At 35.5% G+C, this 22,681-nt stretch carries 12 protein-coding genes and 3 pseudogenes; 1 reads left to right on the top strand and 14 read right to left on the bottom strand.

Annotated elements, in window-relative coordinates; genetic code table 11:
• Nucleotides 1-280: 280 nt before the first annotated feature.
• The 11 genes and pseudogenes from spoIID to OEI98_RS00865 all read right to left on the bottom strand — a co-directional run bounded on the left by spoIID (nt 281) and on the right by OEI98_RS00865 (nt 19,250).
• The gene (gene spoIID, locus OEI98_RS00925; protein ID WP_266038968.1) at nt 281-1,333 is read right to left on the bottom strand and encodes a stage II sporulation protein D; all 1,053 of its coding nucleotides are present in this window, start codon (nt 1,331-1,333) and stop codon (nt 281-283) included.
• Between the two features lie 288 nt (nt 1,334-1,621).
• Nucleotides 1,622-3,109, bottom strand: coding sequence for an S-layer homology domain-containing protein (locus tag OEI98_RS00920; protein WP_006569921.1), 1,488 nt, complete (start codon nt 3,107-3,109; stop codon nt 1,622-1,624).
• Between the two features lie 22 nt (nt 3,110-3,131).
• Entirely contained in the window at nt 3,132-5,252 is a 2,121-nt protein-coding gene (locus tag OEI98_RS00915; protein WP_266038965.1) for an S-layer homology domain-containing protein, read from the bottom strand.
• A gap of 47 nt (nt 5,253-5,299) precedes the next feature.
• On the bottom strand, nt 5,300-5,704 hold the full coding sequence (locus OEI98_RS00910; RefSeq protein WP_266038963.1) for an S-layer homology domain-containing protein: 405 nt from the start codon (nt 5,702-5,704) through the stop codon (nt 5,300-5,302).
• A 12-nt stretch (nt 5,705-5,716) separates the two neighbouring features.
• Nucleotides 5,717-11,012: pseudogene (locus OEI98_RS00900) on the bottom strand (IPT/TIG domain-containing protein).
• 301 nt (nt 11,013-11,313) lie between these two features.
• Nucleotides 11,314-13,013: pseudogene (locus OEI98_RS00890) on the bottom strand (PEP/pyruvate-binding domain-containing protein).
• Nucleotides 13,014-13,135: 122 nt separating this feature from the next.
• Nucleotides 13,136-14,260 carry an alanine dehydrogenase gene (gene ald / locus OEI98_RS00885; protein ID WP_003868969.1) on the bottom strand — a complete coding sequence of 375 codons (1,125 nt, stop codon included), beginning with the start codon at nt 14,258-14,260 and terminating at the stop codon, nt 13,136-13,138.
• 128 nt (nt 14,261-14,388) lie between these two features.
• Nucleotides 14,389-14,751 carry a PqqD family protein gene (locus OEI98_RS00880; protein WP_003868968.1) on the bottom strand — a complete coding sequence of 121 codons (363 nt, stop codon included), beginning with the start codon at nt 14,749-14,751 and terminating at the stop codon, nt 14,389-14,391.
• Between the two features lie 52 nt (nt 14,752-14,803).
• A pseudogene (locus OEI98_RS00875) lies at nt 14,804-16,752 on the bottom strand (OPT family oligopeptide transporter).
• Nucleotides 16,753-17,244: 492 nt separating this feature from the next.
• The gene (murA, locus tag OEI98_RS00870) at nt 17,245-18,495 is read right to left on the bottom strand and encodes a UDP-N-acetylglucosamine 1-carboxyvinyltransferase (RefSeq protein ID WP_019907193.1); all 1,251 of its coding nucleotides are present in this window, start codon (nt 18,493-18,495) and stop codon (nt 17,245-17,247) included.
• Nucleotides 18,496-18,500: 5 nt separating this feature from the next.
• The gene (locus tag OEI98_RS00865) at nt 18,501-19,250 is read right to left on the bottom strand and encodes a YwmB family TATA-box binding protein (protein ID WP_004399968.1); all 750 of its coding nucleotides are present in this window, start codon (nt 19,248-19,250) and stop codon (nt 18,501-18,503) included.
• A 361-nt stretch (nt 19,251-19,611) separates the two neighbouring features.
• Between OEI98_RS00865 and OEI98_RS00860 the strand changes: the two genes are divergently transcribed.
• On the top strand, nt 19,612-19,908 hold the full coding sequence (locus OEI98_RS00860; RefSeq protein WP_004399971.1) for a hypothetical protein: 297 nt from the start codon (nt 19,612-19,614) through the stop codon (nt 19,906-19,908).
• Between the two features lie 22 nt (nt 19,909-19,930).
• Here the strand turns inward: OEI98_RS00860 and wecB are convergent, their stop codons facing one another.
• The 3 genes from wecB to OEI98_RS00845 form a co-directional block, all read right to left on the bottom strand.
• A complete protein-coding gene (gene wecB, locus OEI98_RS00855; RefSeq protein ID WP_004399972.1) occupies nt 19,931-21,085 on the bottom strand; it encodes a non-hydrolyzing UDP-N-acetylglucosamine 2-epimerase in 1,155 nt (384 codons plus the stop codon).
• A complete protein-coding gene (locus tag OEI98_RS00850; RefSeq protein WP_266038949.1) occupies nt 21,082-22,155 on the bottom strand; it encodes a glycosyltransferase family 4 protein in 1,074 nt (357 codons plus the stop codon). The genes wecB and OEI98_RS00850 overlap by 4 nt, the downstream gene beginning before the upstream one ends.
• Nucleotides 22,156-22,223: 68 nt before the next feature.
• On the bottom strand, nt 22,224-22,667 hold the full coding sequence (locus OEI98_RS00845; RefSeq protein WP_003868961.1) for a deoxycytidylate deaminase: 444 nt from the start codon (nt 22,665-22,667) through the stop codon (nt 22,224-22,226).
• Nucleotides 22,668-22,681 lie beyond the last annotated feature (14 nt).

The raw sequence follows: 22,681 nt of genomic DNA, 5'->3' as shown, positions 1-22,681 counted from the left end.
GTACAGTTTGTTGACAAAGTTAAAAAATATTCAAAGGAGATATTTTGCATCGTCGCTCCGATGTTCCAAAGCGACAAAACTAAAGCTCGACCTTCGGGCTCCGGCAGGGTACCGGGCACAATCGGCCTCCTTGCCTCAGGTGCCCGCCTTCGCCATCCATGGCTTCGGCCCTGCCTCCACCCTCGGTCTTGCTAAGTTTTGTTACCGCTTTGTAACAAGTCGCTCCTTATGCAAAATATCTCCTTTACGAAAGTTTGTCTACAGTCTGTACAGCACTTTATCAGTGCTGTATTTTCAATAAATTTTCAATTTTTACTATTTCTATCCCTGTATAATAATATTTCAATATTTCGTCAAACTTTTTCCCTTGTTTCGCCATTGCATTTGCTCCATATTGACTCATTCCCACTCCGTGACCATAACCTATGACGGTTATTACAATGTTATTTCCTTGTGCCTCAAAGCTAAAATTTGTAGAATTTAAATTAAAAATTTCTTTTATATCTTTACCATTAAAAGTTATATTCCCTATTTTTAAAGTTTTAACGTGCCCAACTTGTGTTCTTTCTACATCTTTTATTTGATTTAAAATATTGCTATTATCCAATTTCAAAGAAGGCTCTTTTTGCTTTAATTTATTTATAAATTCTTCTTTTGACACTATAACAGTAGTTTTATATTTTGATGCTGCCTCTTCTCCAGGAGAAACCACACTTCTTAAATAGGGAATTTTGCTCTGCCATATGTCCTCAGAATTCTCTGTTTTCCCTCCGCTTATAGCATGATAAGCTGGCACAATTAAAGCATCATCGTAAACTAATACAAGCCCTTTTGTATCTTCTACTGCTTGAGATATTTTTGCATAGTATTTATCAAAATTTTTTCCCCATTTTTCCTTCAGCTCCCCCTCAGATTGCCATGCTTGGCAATGTTCCGAATCAGTGCACACATCAGCCCCCAGATGTAAATCACAGCCCTTTCCTCCCAAAGCTATTTCTTTTGAGAGCACATAAGTCCTCGCTGCAACAGCTTGTGCCTTTAAAGCTTCCATTTCAAATTCTGCAGGCATTTCTGCAGCAACTACTCCTTTTACGTATTCCTCTAAATCCATTTTCTGGATTTTGTTTTGATTTGTTATAAAGACATTCACGGTATGGTACAAATCTGTATTATCTAAATTGTCTAATTTTACTAGCTTCCCTCCATCAATAAGCTTGACCTCACTCGTAGGCGTTGAGGAAGTTTTGTGAGGATTAAAACCAAAAACTATTACAGAAGGTAAAATTATTAAACTAAAAAATATAAAGAAAATTCCATAAAAGGCATATTTCATCTTCTACCTCCGAAATTTAACATACTCAATAAAATATATGCTTTTATATACGCATTTATTCTATCTAATTAAAAGCCCTCTTGTCACCCCTACCTCTGTCTACAAAAAAACAAGGGATTTCTCCCTTGTCTCAGGTGGCCGCTTCCGCCATCCGTGGCTCCAGCCCCGCCTCCGTCATCACACTTGCTAAGTTTAGTTACTGCTTTGTCGCGAGTTGCATTACTTTACAAAATGCCAATCTTACAAAATAGTTTGTCTACAGTCTGAACAATAGACTTATCCCTTGTCTTAATTATGATAATTTAATATCCTCATTACATAATCAAAAGTAAGGTCGTTCATCATAAAATTTATCATCCTCGAAATCATTGAAGCAGCTTCTTCTCGCGTAACATAGCCATCAGGGTTAAACCTTCCATATTCATCGCCTGATATAAGTCCTATCTCCCGTGCCACATAAATACTCCTTTTTGCCCACAATGGTATAGCGTAGTCATCTAAAAAACCGGTATCAAAATTTCCTGAAGGAGCGAGGTTCTCAAGCCCCAAAGCTCTTATAAATATCACTGCCGCTTGAGCACGAGTAAGAGACCTTGAGGGACTGAACTGATTTGGAGCAGTACCTGAGATAAGCCCTGCATCACTGGCTGCTTTTATATATCCATAATTCGGATCAGTAGTAGATATATCAATAAAAGGTGAAATTTCTATAGCGCTTTTGTTTCTTGCTGAATAAAGCGTACTCTTGGGCGGTTCATACGGTTTTAATCCAATTGCTTTTGCAACTGCAACGGTAAAGTCTGAGCGCAATATGGGAAGTTTAGGACCAAAGTATTCTGAGTCATTAGGAAATACTTCCATGCTCATCAATTTTTTAATATCCTCTTTTCCCCATGTTCCATTTATGTCTTTAGCCTGTGGGACCACCAATCTATCTTCGAATGACACACCATCAAGTTTCAAACTTCCATTTCCTATGTTTCTTCCTATTTCGTTGCCGTTATCATCTAGTTTTGGGAGATTATAAGTGTAATTCATCATGTCACCGCTATTTCGCCTTAAAAGATATCCACCCCTAAAACTTATATATTGAGGGTCATTTTCCACATATTCAATACTGGATTTATCAGTAAAAGATACATTTACATGAGCCTCTCCAACCCATTTTTTTACTTCTCCATTTGACCCCATTGTGCTTTCGATTAAATAATTTATTTGATGTGTATCAGCACTTCCGTATTTATGAATAAATCCTACTGTTTTGTCATCTATAGTCACTTTTACAGTCCCTTTATTGCCATTGACCCTATATAATTTTACGCCTGAATAGTTACCAGCATAGTAAGTTACACCTGGGTTTATGCTTTTTACTTCAGAGCCTGAGTATATATATCCATTATTTCTGTCTAAAGTGTAAGTATTTCCCCCTATTTTTATGTTTTCAGTATATGTCTTAAGAGTAGTCTGACTAATCATTTGGTTGTATTCAGGTTTTTTTGTTTCTTGGGTAACAAAAGTAAGGGAACGTGTGAGTTTGTCTCCTGAATCGGAAGCAAGGTCATACCTATATGTTGTTGTAGTAGTATCACCTCTTACAGATTGATTAATTTTAAGAACACCACTAAATATAATAGGTTGTCCCGTTATAAATACAACTTCTTTGTATTCTTGCTCATTGGCAATACCACCTTCAAAACCTGCATCATTGGCAAAAACCTGAACAGGAAAAGGAATCAAAAGGGTGAATATTATAACTAACCCTATAATTTTTTTCATTGCAATTCCCCCAATGTTTTTCTTACTTCACCGTTACAATAACAGCAGATGACCCATTTCTTATAATATAGAGTGAATCTCCCGGATTTATAGAACTTATATTGACTGCCTGTCCATTTTTAATTATTACCGTTTTTGATACATCTACTGTATCAAGAGAAGTATTCAGATTCCAAACCCCATTTAATTCATTCCAATCATTTACATTATTTAGAGTTAACTTGGTACCATCAATAGATACAACATCAGCAGTAGACACTCTTTCTTGCCCCGTTGAATTCATAATGTTTATTGCAATAGCATTGTCTCCTTGTGATACCACATACACATGGGCAGAGGTGTATTTAGATTTTCCATATTTTACATCCAAAAGCTCTGTGTAGGGAATAACTTTTGAATCTTTATCTCTATTGTCAACTATATAAGTTTTATCTCCCACATAGAAAGTTTTTGTGCCTCCTACAATATTCCATTGATTGTTTTGTATAGCATAATACCCATATGCTTGATACCACCAACTTGTATATAAGTTACCAATAGTGATAGAATTTGATGTTGCACTGGTTATAAAACCTTTCGCATAGTAATACTCTGGATATACACTATCAATTACTGAGATGAAATTAGCATATAAGCTTCTATCCGTCTGGGAAAAAGATACATATACTTGTTTATTTCCTATAAGTGAAGTATAGGGTATCTTCATTCCATCTTTTAAAATAATTGTGCCGTCGTTTACAGTTACTTTTCTGCCATCATTTAATGTAAGAATCATCGATTGAGTATCAAAACTTGCGATGCCACTGTAACTCATTGTAAAACTTGGGGTTATGTTTATAAACGTAATCGAATCTGTTCCAAAGTGCTTCTCAACTGTAGCATATATTTGATTTCCTTTGTAATTTTTAAGGTCTTCTTTGCTGACCTCAAAGCCATTGTAATATATTTTAGCTTCATCTAAAGGATAATAAGCAAAATTATTTGCACTTTGCCATGTACCTTGATAATACTTTTCCACATTGTTTATTGAAATAGAATTGTTGGAAGCCAATAAACTTCCGAGATTTCCTCTTATGATATAGTAGACTTTGTGATATCCATTTTCTACTAATACCTTGATGGGTGCATTTGTATAAGGGTCATCAAAATACAAATTTACATAGTCTCCCTCTTTTATTGAAGACAAAGACACAGTATTTCCATTTTTTATAACAGGCACATCATAAGCAATAGAATAAAATTGCCCATTGTCTAATTTAATATTTATGCCATTATCTTGTTTATCTATAGCCATTATGCTTCCTGTTACTTGTCTTGAGCCTGTATCGATTTTCCCACTTCCCAAATCTTCATAATCAACATTTATTGCATAAGCCGTGTTACCATTAAGGTATACTGTGACAGTTTGGCCATATCGCAAATCTTTTATAGAAGCAGGATAATCATTTATATAGACTTTTGTATTAGGGTTATAAGAAAATACATATTCAAATCCTGATTCAGACGTAAGTGTTATGTTAGAAGCTGATATGTCTTTTATCTCTCCGTACAAAGTGCTCTGAAATACAGGGTTTTTTTCAGCAAATATCACATTTTGACCGCTTATATAAAAATTCACATTATCCCCTTTTTCAATAGAATCAGAAAAAGAAGGAACTCCATTGCTAATAGTCAAAAAATCTGAATTATGAACTATTCCTTTTGAAGAATATGTTCGTTGAACCACAATATACTCATTTTGCCCTTTATTATTGAGAAGAACAAAAGTTTTCTTTATACTATTTTTCCCAGCAACCTCTTCGTAAAGTATATCCTGCACTGTAGCATTTATTATTGAATAGCCCATTAAATTATACCCTAAGTTAAAAGCTCTACTCAAAACTGACGCCATCTGCTCTCTGGTTATGTTGTCTTTAGGTCCAAATTTACTATCATTGTAACCTGTCATTATTCCACTTTTTAAAACTGCTTCAATATATGGCATATAATCAGTATTAAAACTTTTAGCATCCGAAAAAGCATAAACTTTTTGTAAATCTTTTCCGTAAATCGGCGCAAGATTCAATCCTTTTGCTATCCAATAAGCAACTTCCTCTCTTGTTGCATTTGCTGTAAAATCCAAAGCCATATCCTCTTTCCTCAAAAGATTATTTTTCGCTGCCACATCAATTATTCCTTGTGCCCACGAATCTACTTTGGGACCTGATTGAGAAGAAGCATTATTTTGCCCAGTCTGATTAGAATTAGCAGTAGGAGGGTTACTCCCCCTACTGCAGTAGAGGAGGATATAGGTGTTTTTTGTACTTGTTCTTCCAGTCCCATTAGTCTTACAATATATGCTATTGCCTCTTCTCTTTTTAAATAGCTTTTAGGATAAAATTTTTGACTTCCTCCACCTCTAATAACTGAAAGAGCAGTCATTTTCATTATGTAATTTTTAGCAAAACTATCTTTTATATCTTTGAAGGACATATTGTAATAGATGCTTTGCACATTGTCCGTACCGTAATATACAGGATTGTCCGAAGCATAAGTATAAACACTATTTAAAACAAATAGAATTATTGTAAGTAAAATTGTAAATATCTTTTTCAACTTTCTCACTCCTCAATAAATAACAGCTAACCTGCCTGGATAAGATATATCACCTAATACATTATTCGATGCGCTATCTACTATCATATTTGATATACCATTATTGTTTATTGACAGCCCCGTAGCTGGTACACTACTCATGTAAGCCGTTATATACATGAGCTTTGAAAAGCTTATATTTTTGTTGCCAAGCCTATTTTTGTCAACATTTATATTTACATTTACTTTATTGTAAAAAGCTGCATAATTACTTGTTTTGCTTCCGTCAATTTTTTCATAACTCATGTCATAAATGTCAGATAATATCTTATACCCTTTTGGCATATTTCTTGATATTTCGTCATAAGTCTTATCCGATAGCTTATTTATTGTTATTCTGTCATAATCTCCTGATAGGTAGAGGCTGTTAAGGGTAAATTTTATATTAAATCCAGGCATTATAACCCATATAGTGGTAAAAGTCTTATTTTTATATTTAGATGGTATGCTTATAACCCATTTGCTTATATTTTTATATTGGTTGCCTGTCAAATCAATTTTATAAGTAGTCGTATTTAAAATATCATCTCCTAATGTAATGACCAGCGAGCCGTTTGCTGTTGCATAAGTAGTGTCATTTTTTACTCCTGTAACAGAAGTGTCATATTTGCTGTTAGAAGAAGTATCAGTAGTAGCATAAGTGTATACAAAATCACTGGGGCCCAAATCATTTACAGCTCTCATGGCAAAGGAGTAAGTAGTATTTGGCAAAAGATTTGTCACGTAATACTCCAATTTATCTGTTGCAGCGATGAATTTGTAATCTGCCGAATTAGCTGTCTTACCATAGATTTCATAGTATTTTGCTCCTTTTGCCTCTGACCAATGTAAATATAATGTATGGTCGTTACCGGCTATTGATTCGGCCCAAAAGCCTACTGGATTATCCGGTACTGTTTGCACATAGGTAAAACCTTGAGGCAAAACAGCATTTGCATAATCGGGATTTCTCACAATTACATCTACTTTTCCCTCTGCATGCCCTGGGGTTGTCACGACAATCGTGTTATAACTTTTCACAATTACATTATAAGCTTCTACATCTCCAAAAAACACCCTTGCTCCTTGTCTAAAGTCATTACCTGTTATGGTTACTGTTTCTCCTCCTTTTGTAGACCCTGTATTAGGAGTAATAGAAGTTATCTTCGGGTTGGACTCTGTAGCGATATACATAAATGCTTCCTTTAAAGTATAACTTCCTCCGTCATCAATATTAAACACTGTCACATCCACAAGACGGTCTAAGTCTTTCTGCGGGTCTGCGGCAGGAGTGATTACAGTAATAGTATCAGAGGTATTCGCAACTACTTTCGCTTCATAAGCATCAAAATATACTTTAACTTTTTCTCTAAAGTCTTGTCCCTTGATAGTTACATAAGTGCCCCCATTAATACTGCCTTTATTTGGAGTTATAGAAGTTATTAAAGGATGTGAGTTTGGAGATACATACTCTATTTTAAATACAGCAGTCCCTCCATCTGGATTTACCACCTTTAATTCCTTCATGCCTACTTTGTCCACTGGAGGAGCAGTAAATTTTATCATTGTACTGTCTACAACTTTTACATCCTGCACTAAAGCTCCATCAATATAAACAGAAGAACCCGGTACTACTAATTTGTCGTTATCATATACAGGAACTGCAAAATCACTTCCTATGATAATACTATAAGTTCCTCCAGCCTTATCAAACTTTGGAGGTATAACTTCTTTAATCTGAGGTTTCGATTGAATATAAGTATATCCATTGTCAATGTACCCAAGCCCTGCATCATAGTTTACAACAGTTACTCTGACTTTTCCAGGCGTTAGGAGGTGTAATAACTTTTAAAGTTCCATAATCAATATAAGTGACCTTCTCCGCTTTGACATTTCCAAAATATACTTCGGGGCCTATTGGATTGCCGTTTTCATCTTTTAGTATATTTCCATTTTCGTCTTTAGAAATTCTAAAGTCTTGACCATATATGGTCACTTCTTGTCCTCCATAAGTAGAGCCGCTATTAGGTTCTATCTTTGTAATGACAGGCTGGCTGTTGGGCACAACATATGTAAACCCGCTTTCCCCCTCATGAAGTCCATAAGTGTAATTGCCACCATCATAGTTTACAACAGTTACATAAGTTTTACCTGGAACTCCTGGAGGAGTAGTAGCAGTTATCGTCTTTCCATCAGAACTTACAGTTACGTTTGTGGCTTTGTTGCCTCCTATAAATACTTCTGCACCCCTTCTAAAATCACTTCCTTCAATCAAGATAGAAGTACCACCCTTTACTGTACCAAAGTTCGGATATACAGAAGTTATTATTGGGCTACTTTCTGGTACAAGGAAATGAAACTTTTCGGGAGCCACAGCTTGAGCAGTATCAGGATTTACAACTTTTATATCGTAAAGGCCAGAGTACCTCATGTCAGGTATTATTCCTGTAATTGTCGTGTCATTTATTACATACACATTTTCAAGAACAGTATCTCCTATATAAGCTTTTGCTCCTTCGCTATCCCCAGCTTTCAGTGAAAAGTCGCTTCCAAAAATGTATATAAGCGTCCCTTTGCCGCCGTAATTAGGAACAACTTTAGTTATCTGGGGCTTTGTCTCAATCAAAAGATACTCAAATCCATCTACTAATGTCGCTGTACCGCCATCAGAAGGATTTACAACTTGAACTATTTTTTTGCCCAATGTCCCCGGTGGAGTAGTCGCATCTATTTCAGTATTGCCACTTAAGACTTTTGTGACGGTTGCCTGCACTCCATCTATTGTAACTATGCTTCCCTTTTCAAAATTGCTTCCCAAAATTTTGATAGGTGTGCCACCTTTTGTGGGCCCTTTATTAGGGTCAACGGAGGTAATAGTCGGATTCTTTTGAGTATCTTTTATCTCAAAAGCATTTTGCAAAGTCACACTTCCGCCTACAGTACCACTTATGCCATCGTAATTTTGAATTGTCATATCTTGCCATCCAACTGTATAAGGCACTTGTGTTTCAGGTACTATAGCTTTAATCTTTGTACCAATGTTAAGTTTTTTTCCATCTATTATATTGCCATCTTTGTCTTCAACAGAAATTACTTTTAATTGAATATTTCCAATTCTTACATCAGGATATTTAGGCATATACACCCCATCTATGACTGTCTGCCCTACATAAAAATCACTACCTGTTATTGTAATAAAGTTACCACCATATTTTGAACCAAAATTTGTAAAAATATTGCTTATAGAAGGAGCAGTATAGTAATAATAGCCTTTTGAGTAAATTGCAAAGCCTCTATTGGCATCCGCATCCTTATTTACAACTTTCACGTCTACATAACCCAAAGCAGTAGATGGTGGCGAAATAACTGTAAGCACTGACTTATTGTCTCCACCAGTTGTTAAATCTTTAACAGTAGCTAATTTATCCCCAAAGTACACTTTTACACCTGGCCTTATATCAAATCCCTGAATAATCACTGTATCTCCACCGGCATGGCTTCCCGAACTGGGTGATATGCTTAAAATTTGGGGATTTGAAGGCAATGGATTGTAAGTAAATTTTGTAGGTGGAGAACTCTGTTCAGAGTAGCGCATGACTACATTTCCATTAGCATCTTTTATAGTCGTTTCCACTGTAACAACCACATCTACTGGCATATCTTGTCCAGGGGGATTAAGTGTCACACTAGGAGACAACACATTCAAAGTTTGTTGTCCTGTTCCAGGATTGAATATGCTTTTTATCTGGGCTTTGTTACCGCCAAAAGTGACATAAAGTTTTCTTTCTCTGGAACCTTCTACTAAATTTCCTGTTGCAGGGTCTTTGTAAGTGTAATTTGTATTGGTATAAGTTATCTCTGTGTTGTCAGAATTAGCAGTGTAAATGGACGGGTCATCGCTTCTTTGAAAATTAAATCCCCATAGTGTTACATCTGTGTTTCCGTTTTCATATCCGTGGTCGGGATTCATATCAACAACTACCATAGTATCTTCAACAGCAAGGTAGAAAAATCCATTTTGTTTGGTTACAGTATACCCTGTAATAGGGTCAACTAAACTCACATCCACAGGACCGGACTTACTGTAAGGAGGCGTAGTAACTTGTATAGCACGCTGATTTGCTGTAAGACCAGGCAAAGTGATGCTTTGTACACTTTTTGCTACAACCCCACCGAATTTTACTATTAAATCTTCTCTCAAATTTTGTCCTACAATTATAACTTTTGTTCCTCCTGATACAGAACCTGCATTTGGAGTAATATTATCTATGGTAATTACAGCAGGTGTAGGTATTATTTTTAAAGCATCAACTAAAGTAGCAGTAGAACCGTCAGTCGCGACAATATCAATATTTTGATACTCAAGTGTCGTATCTTTAGGAGCAGGAACCTTTACAGTCATTTCAGTATCGCTTACTATATTTACATCTGAAGAATTTACAAGATTCGCTCCTACATACACTTTAAATCCGCTACCAAGAGTGGAAAAACCATGACCATATATAGTAATTGTATCTCCTACAATGACAGTATACTGAGATAATCCTGTTATGTCTTGATTTACAGCATAAATATTCGTTTGCACTGTATTAGAACGCCCACGGTATATATTTGTGACATTTACAGTGTATAAAGTTGTAGGGTCTATGTTAATGTTTTGAGGAATAGTCGTAATAAGCACAGAACCGCTTTGCGAAACAACTGAAGCTGTTTCTCCGTTGATCTGAGCTAATCCTATGTCATTTAAATAACTTCCTTCCATTCTTATATATGACTTTGTAGTTCTGCTTATAATATTGCCATTGGAATCTTTGACAAGTGTAATAAAGTTATCAAGAGCTACTTTTGAAATATATGGGTTATTTATATATGTAAAGCCATTAAATATAGCTGCACTCTGTCCATCACTTCGCTGAACTATTATAGTATAAGGAGTATCTGGGCTAAGACCAATTTTAGACGCTGGGGGAACTTTTGCATAAATTGTATTTTCATTTGCACTTAGTATTGTGAGCTTATTGGAATCTATGGGTGAATCAATGTAAACTGCACTGACAGAAGAGACTACATTGCCATTTGTGTCGTATGTAACAAAACCGCTTCCTGTAATTTTTATGTCAGTGTATTGGTCAACAGGACCTTTAGCAGGAGATGCCATTGTCCCATCTAATCTCAAAGAAGCTACCGATGTTATATTTGGAGAATATGCTCCATATGCTTTCGACATATTTCCCGGGAAAAGTGACAATATCATGCTTACAGCAATAACCAATGACAAAAATCTCTTCATTCGACATGCTCCTCTCAGATTTATGAATAAATGGTAAAATGTTCTATGTGAAACAATTCTCAAAACACTCCTCTAACCTTATTTATCGGCATTTTAAAGGCTAAACTTTAGCAAAAACAAAAAAATAGCTGCTTTAAAGCAGCCTATATTGGGTTGGGGGTGCAGAATATATTAAATTTTATGGGGAAAAGGGGAATCATTCTTACAGTTTAAATTATATTACATTATTTTGGTACTTTAAATAGGACTTAAGTCTCATTTTTTGTTATTTTTATATCTTTTTATACATAAATCGACTTTTTTATTTTTCTTGTGCTATCACATATCCTATCATTTTATCTCCATCTAAATAGGCGTCGAACCGTCCTTCAAAAATTTTTACTCCTGTGTCGATATATGCCCCTTTTTTAAACCATTCTTCGTTAAAAATGTTATTTTCATATCCATCAAAAACTGGCATATACAAAATATTGTCTACATCTAAATCAGCAAAAAAGTGTGTACCATAAGAAAGTTCCGGCATAAAATCGCCATTTTTTATTCCAAGTTCTACAATCATAGCGGCATTAGATATCTCGTTGTATATAACAGGTACCCCTAAATAGGGATTGGAGGACCCCCATCTTCCCGGACCTACAAGAATGTATTTGTCTCCTATACTTTTATTGAGTCTACCTATTATTCTCGCAATTTCATGTTTATCTTTATATTGGCTATAAACTTCATGGTCTACGTATACTATATATCTTATGTTTTTCAAGATGCCATTTGTAAGCATCCTATCCCCTTTCAACAAGACACATTTTTTTCAATATCCTTAGGAATGTGGACTTTTCTGAAACTTTCGTAAGAACTCAATGGTCGTGTTTGAAGAAGATAAAATTCGCCTTTTTTTAAGTCATAAGTGAATTCAATATCAACCGCCATTTCCATCTCTTCTTCGAGATACTTAAATAGTTTAGAAATTATATTAAAAAATCCTTTATGCCTTCTGGAAAAATTTTCAAATGTAAAGATATATTTATTAGAGGCATCACTGCTATTTAGCATATTTATGTCAAAAATCGCATTTTCTCTTTTTGAATATATTTGAGCAATATCACCTATTTTTTCATGATAAGCTAAAAATTGAGGTGTTTCATTGATGTTATAAGTATCTACTTCTCCTGTGATTAAATTTAATACATCAAAAGCTTCTTGTGAATTTTTGGCAATTTCTTTAGGATTATTGCCTTCGGGTCGTAAGCGCAAATTAGTTAGAGAAAAAATTCTCGCATATCCTCTACCTGTACACTTTGTCCCTAAGCCAAAAACTAATCTCACAACTCCATCTTCTATTTTAATTCTGTCAGTCCACCGTCTGTAGTTTCGAGAGAAGCCTACTCCAGAAACCTCTGGATAAAAGTACATGCCTTTTTGTGAGCCTATCAGTTGTTGCACAATTACCCCCATTAATTCTTTTTGATCAGGAGCATGTTTTCTCCTATATGCGACAGCATCTGGGCCATATACGCTTACATAAATCTCTTTAATAGCTTTTTCTAATTGTTTAAGCCTTTCTCTATCTGTACCTTTGTTAGGAATAAAAGTGGTATAATACTTGCCAGCGAAAGAATATTTTACATTATCTTCTAATAAAGAAGAAGACCTCACAGCTAAAGGATAATACATTTTATTTAAAATCTCTGTCAGCATTTTTTTATATTCTGGAGGAAATTTAGCTTCTCTAAATCTCATTTCTACTTCCTCATAAGGAGTATCTTCCGTTATATCATTCAAATTATTATAATCTAAAAACATTTGATAATAATCAGTAGCTATAAAAAAGCTTTCAGGTATTTTTACACTTTGCTTAAAAACATCGTTATATTTTTCTAATACTTCTTCTGCAAAACAAAGTCCCGAAGCTTTCCCTCCAATATGCCCTTCTCCAAAAATTCTCTCATTATTTTTTTTATTCAAGCGAGGATCATAATCTTTATATAATAAAGTCCCAGCCATTTTTTCACCGCCTATTGACATTTTAACTTTACACAAATTATAACATGAGATTTTTTAGTAAACAACAAAAAACCTCCCACAAAATTTCTTTGTGAGAGGTAGATATTTTCATTCAGAAAATCTTACTCTTTATCTAAAGCTTCAACAGGATCGACATACTCTAAACCTTGAGCATCTGCAACAGGTTTGTATGTTACCATTCCTTTATAAACATTTAATCCTTTTAATAAAGCTTTATTCTCAAGTAGAGCCTTCTTATATCCTTTATTTGCTATTTCTAAAGCATAAGGCAATGTTACGTTAGTTAAAGCAAAAGTAGAGGTTCTCGGAACAGCTCCTGGAATGTTAGGCACAGAATAATGTACTACTCCATGTTTTATAAAGTACGGGTCTTTGTGAGAAGTCGTTCTATCACAGGTCTCTATACAACCACCTTGGTCTATTGCAACATCCACTATTACTGCACCTTTCTTCATCGTCTTTACCATTTCTTCTGTCACAAGCTTTGGTGCTTTTGCTCCAGGTATCAAAACTGCTCCTATCAACAAGTCAGCTTTTTTCACACTCTGAGCAATATTAAAACTATTTGACATCAAAGTTGTAACTCGTCCTCCAAATATGTCATCAAGATATGCAAGTCTTGCAGGATTTACATCCAATATTGTAACTCTTGCTCCCATCCCCACAGCTACCTTGGCTGCATTTGTACCTACTGTTCCCCCACCTATTATTACCACTTCTGCTGGCTCTACTCCTGGGACTCCCCCCATTACAATTCCTCTTCCTTCATTTATGTTGGTGAGAAGATAAGCTCCTATTGTCACCGACATCCTTCCAGCTACTTCGCTCATGGGAGTTAAGAGAGGAAGAGCTCCATTATCTAGTTGTACTGTCTCATAAGCAATACCTACCACTTTTTTCCTCAATAGAGCTTCTGTTTGTTGTTTATCAGGAGCTAAATGAAGATAAGTAAAAAGAACCTGTTCTTCTTTGAAATAGTCATATTCGCTTGGCTGCGGTTCTTTTACTTTCATTATCATATCTGCTACATCAAATACTTCTTTTGCAGTAGAAAGTATTTTAGCGCCAGCCTTTGCATATTCTTCATCAGTTATGCCACTTCCCATTCCTGCACTTTTTTCAATATATACTTCATGTCCATTTTTTATAAAAGCTTCCACTCCCGCAGGAGTAATAGCCACACGAGCTTCTGCAGTTTTTATCTCTTTGGGAACACCAATTTTCATATTCTATCTCCCCTTTATCAATCTTTTGCCAAAACCTTTTCAATATATTAATTCTACAAAAATACTAAAAATCCTTCAACAAAAAATAGAAATCATAAAAATTTTTAAGCAAACAACATACTATCTTTTTATTTAGAATGTCCACTCCTTGAAAAATATATCCATCCTCTTCTGTTAAGATATCTTATAAACATTATCAACCTTTCATAAAGAGGCTCAACTTCATCTCCAAATTTTTCTTTTAGTTTTTGCCCTATTTCATAAACATTCCTCTCACCATCTATTAAATTCCATACAGCACTTCCTATTTCATCTAACTCTAAAGTAGTGGTCTTTGGCCTTTTAACAAAAAGCCTCACTGTTTTTTCAATCAATTTGTTATGATGAAATATAAACACTACTTTTCCTTTCCTATTTTCCCATTCTACCTTATCACTACGATGAGGTACATAAAGCAAGAAATTGTCGCTCTTTTTTCCTTTGCTTTTCATCTCTTCCACCCTTACAATCAACACTCCCACTTTAGATGGGAGTGTTGATTTTTTAAGCCTCTTCTTTATCATTCTTACAAGTGTATAAATATAGGAACAATCCAACTAACAAGAACATTATTAATGAAAACCACGGTGCAAACGATGAGGTATTTGTAATCCAATTAGAAGCAAAATCTATATTTATCTTTAAAGCCACAAAAGCAGCAATAATAAGTCCCATTAAGGCATCTCCAGCAACAAGTCCTGAGGCAATGAGAATACCTTTTTCCACTTTTTCTTTTTGCAATTTTTCGTTTTTCCTGTAACGTTGATCAACTATCCATCTTATTATACCACCAACTGCAATAGCGGCACTTAATTCAAAAGGCAAATAAAGTCCTAATGCAAATGGCAGTACAGGAACGTGCATCATCTCCGCCATTATCCCCATAAAAACACCTGCTATTATAAAGGTCCAAGGCAAGTCACCTGTCATAATGCCTTTTACAACCATTGACATGATGGTAGCTTGAGGTGCTGGAATATCTTTTGAGCCGAAACCGTAGGCATTATTTAAAAGTATTAAAATTAATCCAGCAAATACTGAGGCGGCTATTATACCAACATAGGTAAATATCTCAACATATTTGGGAGTTCCACCTATAATAAAAGTAGTCTTCAGAGATTGTGCATTTGCTCCAGCTATAGCAGTAGCAACACATACTATACCCCCAATGGTAATAGCTATTACCATCCCTTCGTTTCCAACAACCCCAATAAGTTTCAAAGCAGATGTTACAATGAGCAATGTAGCTATTGTCATACCAGACACAGGATTGTTAGAAACTCCTACCAGTCCTGTAATTCTTGCGGATACAACTGCAAAGAAGAAGGCAAACAATATTGCTAACAAACTTCCTAAGGCAGTAACACCAAGAGAAGGTGCTAACCATGCTACAAAAAATACAAAGGCCGCTCCAAATATTACCCACGTTAAGGAAACATCAATATCTGTCCTTTTAACATCTTTGCCTTTCATTCCTAACCCTACCATTGATTCTCTAAAAGCTTTTACTATCGTAGGAAGAGCTTTTATTAAACTTATGAAACCTCCTGCTAAAACGCCACCTGCACCTATATACCTAATATATTTACTCCATATGGCACCCGCAGACATATCTTTAATAAGGTCCGTAGCAGGGTATACTGGGGTGGTAAGTCCTGCCCCAAAGAATTTTATAAGAGGTATTAACCCTAACCAAGCAAGAACACTACCAGCCAACATGTAAAGTGCTACATCCAAACCAACAATAAAGCCAACACCCATTAAAGAAGCAAGTACATTTACACCTACTTCCGTACTTTCAAACCTCTTTATAACCCAAGAAGGGTTTTCTGACCATATTCCAAAGCCACCAGATAAAAGCTTGTAAATTCCACCTACTAACATGCCTGATAAAACTGTCATAAAGCCTGTTCCACCTGATTGCTGGTCACAAGTACTTCAGCAGCAGCCATTCCTTCAGGATAGATAAGTTTGCCATGTTCTTCAACTGTCAAATATCTTCTTAAAGGAATTACAAATAAAGCACCTAAAAGTCCACCTACTAAAACGACAAAAACAATTCTAATTAAAGTAAATTGGTCCTCGAATCCCCACAAAATAATAGCAGGAAGAGTAAATATGATGCCACCCGCCAGGCTTTCACCTGTTGCAGCAATAGCCATCACCAAGTTTGACTCTAATATGCTATCTCGCTTAAAAACACCTTTTAATAAAGCCGTTGCTAATACTGCAGCCGGGATAGCAGCACTAATTGTCATACCAGCTTTTAAACCTAAGTAGGCATTTGCAGCAGCAAAAAGTATAGCAAATAAGCTGCCAACTATGACTGCCACAGCTGTAAGTTCTGGAAGTGCTTTATCTGCCGGTATAAAGGGAATATATTCACTACCATGCACTCCACCGTAAGCATCATGAGACAATTTTCTCTTTTCTGAACCTTGTGCTTTGGCCATTTTAATCCTCCTATTCAAAATGATTTTGAACAAAATTTAACAAATTTTGTCCTTTTATGTCATCCCCCTCTATTTGTGTTTAATTAAACATTTACATTTAAAAACTATACACAATTTATACTACACTATATTATTCTTCAAAATATAAAAAAATCCTTCTATTTCTTAAAAATTTTTTGTATACAAAAAAGACGCCAATATGACGCTTCCAGTTTGTTGACAAAGTCAAAAATTTTTAAAATAGGATATTTTGCATCGTCACTCCGATGTTCCAAAGCGACAAAACTAAACTCGACCTTCGGGTTCCGGCAGGGTACCGGGCACATTCGACATCCTTGTCTTAGTGCCCGCCTCCGCCTTCCTTGGCTTCGGCCCTGCCTCCACCCTTGGTCTTGTTAAGTTTTGTTGCCGCTTTGTCACAAGTCGCACCGATTGCAAAATATCCTATTTTCGAAAGTTTGTCTACAGTCTGAATGCGTCAATATGACGCCTCTATTTCCTATATATTATTGCTCCAAGATTTTTTAACTTTTCTTCCATTTTTACATAACCTCTGTCAATATGATAAATATCATTTATTTCAGTTTTACCTTCTGCAATAAGTCCAGCCAATACTAAGGCTGCTCCCGCTCTTAAATCCGTTGCTTTAACTTCTGCACCTGTCAAATGATCTACTCCTGTAACAACAGCACTTCTTCCTTCTATCTTTATATTTGCCCCCATACGCTTTAGCTCATCCACATGCATAAATCTATTTTCAAAAACTGTTTCTATTATAACGCTTGTCCCTTTTGCCACTGTCATCATAGCCATCATTTGAGCTTGCATATCTGTAGGAAAGCCTGGATAAGGAAGAGTTTTTATGTCCACCGCTTTATAATTTTTAATTCCTTTGACTCGCAGTCCTTTAGGTTCTTCTGTTATCTTAATTCCGCATTCTGTTAATTTCGCAATTATAGACCTGACGTGATCCACTATGACATTTTCTATAAGAACATTTCCTCCAGTCATTGCAGCTGCTACCATAAAGGTCCCCGCTTCAATTCTATCTGGTATGACAGTATGCTCAGCCCCTTTTAGCTCTTTTACTCCTTCAATTCTTATTGTATCTGTACCAGCACCCTTAATATTCGCTCCCATCTTGTTGAGAAAATTGGCAAGGTCAACAATTTCCGGCTCTTCCGCAGCATTTTCTATTATAGTAACTCCTTCTGCAAAAACTGCCGCCATCATGATGTTTTCTGTAGCCCCAACACTTGGAAAATCTAAATAAATTTTTTTGCCTGTCAATTTTTTAGCTCGTGCTTCTACATAACCATGTCCTATAGTAATATCTGCTCCCAAAGTTTGAAATCCTTTCAAATGCAAATCTATTGGGCGAGAACCAATAGCACACCCACCTGGCATAGAAATTTTAGCATGCCCAAGCCTAGCAAGTATAGGTCCCATCACCAAAAACGATGCTCTCATTTTTTTTACTAAATCATAGGGGGCTTCTATATCTTTAATATCTACTTTTACTTTTAATTTCTCATTCTCAAAGTCACATATAGCACCAAAATGCTTAATTAACTCTATCATGACATTAACATCTTCTAAAGTAGGTATGTCGTCTAGCACTATTTCTCCTGATGATAATAAAGAAGCGGCAATTATAGGTAATACAGAATTTTTAGCTCCACTTATTTTTACACTTCCTTTAAGGGGTGGACTTTTTTCAACAATAAATTTCGTTTTTATCACCTCTTTTAATATTCTATAGCTATAATAGGTGTTGCAACCCACAAATAAGTCTTATCATCAAAAGAACTATATCTTATTGCTACGTTTAAATTTATTTTTTCACTTCCTAATTTAATATATTCTTTTAATTTGCTCGAATAAGCAGAAACACTTATTATGTTTTCATCTTCCATTCCTTCTACTTTTTGTGCATGTAATTTGTCAAGTACTAATTTAACTATACTACTATTTTTTTCTTTATTCAACTTACCTTTAAAAGTTCCGACAAAACATACTGTTACCTTAGGTTTTAGCTTGAATATTTTAAAAGTATTATTTATAAGTGCCTTCTCTTTTAAAGCATTGTCATAACCGTTAATAAGATATTCGTCTATTAACATATAAGTTTCGCTCTTTGAACCATTTTTTAAACTTTGAACTGCTATGTTTATATGTCTAGTGTTTTCCGTATATTCCACTTCCACTTGTCTAAAATTGTTTTCTTCAATGCGAGATATTTTGGTTTTTTGCTTATTGATATTCATGTTTTTTATCGCTATTTCGACATATTCATTTATTTTGTAAAAAGATGTAAAATCATTGTTAATCTTTGCCCATGCGTTTATATTTGCATATTCATATTTTGCACCCGTATTTAAGAAAGTCCTCTTTACAAGTTCTACATTATCATCAAAAGAAAGAAAAGCTTGTCTTTGGACACTCAATGAAAATAAAACCGTAAAAATTATTATTCCTATAGTTATCTTTTTAACCATACCTCATACCTCCGCATATACTTTTTTAAAAAGAACAGGCGGTAAAATATCAGCGAATCCACAAGGGGGAGAATGGATCCGCCGATTTTTACCGCCCTTCTATTTTTAATTATTAACGGAAATAACAAGATTTATTCATCAATCTAAAAAATTTCATTATTTACATAATAGGAAAAACGGACATCTATTAGAAATAATTAGATAAAAAGAGAATAAGTCAGAAAAGGTCAGATATGTGTAGATAAATTTTCCTGGTGAACTTTTTTAGTCAAATAAGGTCAAAAATCAAATTTGTTTTATAATTTTTATAAAGTAAAATTATAAGTGGAAGGAAAAATCTCTCAAAAAGGAGGTGTAGTATATGTTCTGGGTAACACTTATTGTAGTAGGACTTATATCTAGTCTTGTATTTCATCCTTTGTTCAATTCCAAAGCTGGAGAATCTTACGGCGAAAAGCTAAATAAAATCTACGGAACATACTGGGCAGCACTAGTTGCACATCTAATAGGAGCATGGCTTGGCGGCGCTTATCTTGGCAAATGGGGCTGGATAGTCGCTGATTACAACGTAATAGGTGGATTCATTGGAGCAATAGTAATTGGTTTTTTGTGGTACCTAATCGCTAAAAGTCAAACAAAAGCAGAAGCTAATAAATAAAATAAATTCATAAAAGCGGGGTTTACTCCCCGCTTTTATATTCCTCTGGCTTTGTGTCACTCAAGTTAAACGCATATTTTATCGCCTGAATTATTCTCAAAGAGGCTTTACCATCACCATAGGGATTTACCGCATTAGCCATTTTATCATATTCTTCCTTGTTTTCAAGAAGCAATGTTCCTTCATTGTATACAACTTCCTGTTCTGTTCCAATTACTTTTACTGTCCCTGCTTCAACAGCCTCCGGTCTTTCTGTAACATCTCTCAAAACAAGCACGGGTTTGCCCAGAGAAGGTACTTCTTCCTGTAAGCCCCCCGAATCAGTCATCACCATATGGCATTTTGCCATGAGATTGTGCATTTCGTCTGTATCAAGAGGGTCCAAAAGAAGCACATTGCCAAGTTCCCCCAACATGCTAAATACAGTTTCTCTCACTACAGGGTTTTTATGGACAGGATATACTATATAAACATCCTTGTAATTTTGAGCAATCCTTTTGAGGGCATTGCATATATTTTCAAGAGGTTTACCCCAATTTTCTCTTCTATGAGCTGTAACTACAATAACTTTTTTATCATTGTAATCAATTTGGTTGAGGCGTTCATCCCTAAAAACATAATCTTCCTTTACAGTATATGCCATTGCATCTATGACAGTATTGCCTGTAACAAAAATACTTTCTTCACTTACTCCTTCTTTTAAAAGATTCAATTTTGCCCTGCTTGTAGGAGCAAAGTGTAAATCTGTCAAAACTCCTGTAAGCTTTCTGTTTATCTCTTCGGGATATGGAAACCATTTGTTAAAAGACCTCAGCCCTGCTTCTACATGTCCCACCTTAATTTTGTGATAAAAAGCTGCTAATGCAGCAGCAAAAGTTGTTGTAGTATCTCCGTGTACAAGTACAAGGTCCGGCTTTTCGCTATTAAAGACTCTTTCCAGCCCTATAAGGGCAGAAGTAGTAATTTCAGATAATGTCTGTTTTTCTTTCATGATGTTCAAATCATAATGCGGAGTAATATTAAAAAGCCTCAGCACCTGATCGAGCATCTCCCGGTGCTGGGCTGTAACGCAAACTTTTGATTCAAAATCTTTTTCTCTTTCCAAAGCTTTAATAAGAGGTGCCATTTTAATAGCTTCAGGTCTTGTCCCAAAAACAGATATAATTTTTAATGTCATAATTTTACACTCCTTAATATGTTGCAATTATCAACGAGCTTGTGTACCTTTTTTTGCCTTTCTAAAAGCTCAAGTTTATCTGCACCCCACATTACAAGCAAAATTGAAATTAAAAGGATTATCAGTCCTTTTAATTCGCTACTGAAAGATATCAATATAGCACTTATTCCTAGCAACAGACTTACGCCGTACATTATAAGCACAGCCTGTTTTTGTGTAAGGCCTTTTTCTAAAAGCCTGTGGTGCAAATGTCCTTTATCTGCTTCCATAATTGGTTTGCCGTTTATTAATCTTCTAATAATTGCAAAGGCTGTGTCAAATATCGGAACTCCTAAGGCAAGAATTGGCACTGCAATGGCGATTGCCGCTGCTGATTTTACTGCTCCTTGTATGGATATAGCTGCCAGCACAAATCCTAAAAACATAGACCCTGTATCTCCCATAAAAATTTTTGCAGGATTAAAATTGTAAGGCAAAAAACCTAAAGCAGCACCAGCAATAGCGATTGAAATAACAGCGGTTGCAAATCTGCCATTTAAAAGAGAGACTATAAAAAGAGAACCCGATGATATGACTGCTATTCCTGCTGCCAGTCCATCAAGGCCATCGATGAGATTCATAGTATTTGTAATCCCTACTACCCAAAAAAGCGTAAGAGGAATGGCTACCCAGCTTTTCAGATATATCATTCCATCTCCCAAAGGATTAGAAAGCCAATCTATTCTCACACCACTTATTATTAGTACTACGGCTGCTACAACTTGTCCTAAAAGTTTAATTTTTGCACTAAGACTGTACTTATCGTCAAACAATCCCAAGACTGCAATTATTGTGGCTCCTAAGACTATACCAATGGTTTCAGAAGTTTTGGGCAAAAAGAGTAATATGCTTATTATCGTACCAGAAAATATAGCTAATCCACCTAATCTGGGTATAGGTTTTGTATGGATGCGTCTTTCTTCATCAGGTATATCAATGGCTCCAATCGCAAAAGCCAATTTTTTCGCTATGGGAGTAGCAATAAGTGACACTATAAATGCCACAATAAAAGATAGGAGGTATACCTTCATTTTTTAACACTCCTTGAGAGTTTTTCACTCTATCTTATTCATTTGATTTAATATACACCACTATTATTTTATCTCTCAATTTTTACTAAGTCAACATTTGCTTCTTTTAGAAGCTTAAAAGCTAACTCATCGGGGTACTCCTCTTCATATACAATCCGCTTAACTCCTGCATTGATTAGCATTTTAGCGCATATAACACAGGGGCTAGCGCTTACATATAAAGTAGCCCCCTTGGTACTTACTCCATGCAATGCTGCTTGTATAATCGCATTTTGCTCTGCATGTACTCCTCTGCAAAGTTCTGGCCTTTCTCCCGACGGTATTCCTAATTGCTCCCTCAAACAGCCTGTCTCTTCACAATGGGCAAGCCCTGTAGGAGGACCATTATATCCTGTTGAAATTATGTGTTTGTCCACCACCAAAATAGCCCCTACTTGTCTTCTAAGACAAGTAGAGCGAGTTTTTACAACATCTACAATTTGCATAAAATATTCATCCCATGAGGGTCTCATTTGTACATCCCTCG

The organism is Thermoanaerobacter sp. RKWS2 (assembly GCF_026240795.1).
Lineage (GTDB): Bacteria > Bacillota > Thermoanaerobacteria > Thermoanaerobacterales > Thermoanaerobacteraceae > Thermoanaerobacter > Thermoanaerobacter ethanolicus.
Note: the sequence above shows the minus strand (reverse complement) of the source record. Positions and strands in the feature narration are given on the sequence as shown.